Here is a 1,433-nt window from a genome sequence, read left to right as displayed (position 1 = left end):
GAATTTACTTTTGCACTGGAATTTACTTTTTCAAGTCAGCTAGATATGAAACGGAAAACGACTTTTCCCGGCACAAAATACCTTTATCCAATATAAAAAAGCGGTATGGTCTCTTTCTAACTTTTTCCAGCTTAAAACCCAGATGCTTTCTTCTCCAGTTCTGCATCCAGAACCGCTCTTAATTCCTCTGCACTGCCAACACGTGCACCCTCAAAGCGACCATTATTACCATTAATCTCGTTCAGCCACTTCACGCCAAGACCGCCTGCTTCCTCCCAGCGGTGCAGATTCGGCGTATGGTCATCAATGAGGATATCCGCCGTACTGAGTTTCCGATGCAGCATAGCTTCAATGAACTCCGCTTTATTCTTTCCATACGGAACAAACAGGCAGTGCGCAGAATCAATCTCAGGAAGATATTTGTCAAGCCACTTTTTCTTTTCCAGAAGCGCCCTGGTGTCTGTATAGTAAGAGGACAAAATATAAATGTTCTCACCAGCTTTCATTGCATCACGCATGAAATCCAGCAGTTCCACTTCTGGCTCCAAATCTGCATAATATCCTGGCTTTCTTGTTTCCTCAACTGGAACATTACGCCACTTCGCAATCGTGCCATCCATATCAAAATAAACCCGTATCTCATTTTTTAATTTCATTTTCCTCTGCTCCTTTTCTGCTTCTTTTCTTCCCCTTTTTCAGTTTCTAAAAAGAATATGGGAAACAGCCCGTAAAATAAAACGCTCAAAACACCCTTTCACCTTTTAAAAATAGCTAAAAATTGTTATATTCTATAAAAGTTCCTCAAAAATACCAGTAAAAAGAATGTTGGCGTGCGCAAACATCTGTTCTCAATCATAACAGATTCTGTATAAAGTAGCAAGGGGGATTGTGCGGGGTTATTGTTGGCAGAATTTTTGTAGAGTGGAAAAAGGGAAGAAAATTGGCAGAAAAAGAGCAGAAAAACAAATTTCTACCCTGAATTTTTTTATTGAATTTTTTGAGGATTTTTATTTCTTTTTCTGAAGCTCATCAATCAGAAATCCAATCACAATGCCGAAGCAGATACATACCGCCAGATGGTCCGTCGCAATACCAATGATCACGCCAATGATAGTTCCGATCCACCAGGCATCGCCGCCTTTTTTATTTTTCTTTTTAGACATGTTCTTTCTCGCTTTCTGCATCTTCTAAATATTCTTCCAAAACACTTTTTCCAAGGCTGCCATCCGACATCACGTACCGACCGTCCCGAATTTCTTTGATACCGCCACCATAATGCCAGCCTTTTGATTCGAAAAATGTAAAGAGCACATCGCAAAATTCATCCTCTGTGACAGCTTCTGGGATTTCTACGCATCCATTCAGTTCAAATTCTTTTGACATTGGTTTTCTCTCCCCTTGTGTTGCAGATAGACAGTCGAGTAGACTAAGAC

Annotated in this window: 3 protein-coding genes; all 3 read right to left on the bottom strand. The window is 40.4% G+C overall.

Annotated elements, in window-relative coordinates; genetic code table 11:
- Nucleotides 1-131: 131 nt before the first annotated feature.
- The 3 genes from DWZ40_RS19100 to DWZ40_RS19090 all read right to left on the bottom strand — a co-directional run bounded on the left by DWZ40_RS19100 (nt 132) and on the right by DWZ40_RS19090 (nt 1,383).
- Nucleotides 132-656: a hypothetical protein gene (locus DWZ40_RS19100; protein WP_118544360.1), complete on the bottom strand. Its 525-nt coding sequence runs from the start codon at nt 654-656 to the stop codon at nt 132-134.
- A 351-nt stretch (nt 657-1,007) separates the two neighbouring features.
- The gene (locus tag DWZ40_RS19095) at nt 1,008-1,163 is read right to left on the bottom strand and encodes a septum formation initiator (protein WP_118544359.1); all 156 of its coding nucleotides are present in this window, start codon (nt 1,161-1,163) and stop codon (nt 1,008-1,010) included.
- Nucleotides 1,156-1,383: a hypothetical protein gene (locus DWZ40_RS19090; RefSeq protein WP_118544358.1), complete on the bottom strand. Its 228-nt coding sequence runs from the start codon at nt 1,381-1,383 to the stop codon at nt 1,156-1,158. Before DWZ40_RS19090 ends, DWZ40_RS19095 begins: the two co-directional genes overlap by 8 nt.
- Nucleotides 1,384-1,433 lie beyond the last annotated feature (50 nt).

Source organism: Clostridium sp. AF32-12BH, from assembly GCF_003477935.1.
Taxonomy (GTDB): Bacteria; Bacillota; Clostridia; order Lachnospirales; family Lachnospiraceae; genus Brotaphodocola.
This window is presented reverse-complemented; position numbering and strand designations above follow the sequence as displayed.

Coding starts and splice junctions, on each gene's coding strand:
- DWZ40_RS19100 (WP_118544360.1), bottom strand. CDS start 656: ATGAAATTAAAAAATGAGATACGGGTTTATTTTGATATGGATGGCACG.
- DWZ40_RS19095 (WP_118544359.1), bottom strand. CDS start 1,163: ATGTCTAAAAAGAAAAATAAAAAAGGCGGCGATGCCTGGTGGATCGGA.
- DWZ40_RS19090 (WP_118544358.1), bottom strand. CDS start 1,383: ATGTCAAAAGAATTTGAACTGAATGGATGCGTAGAAATCCCAGAAGCT.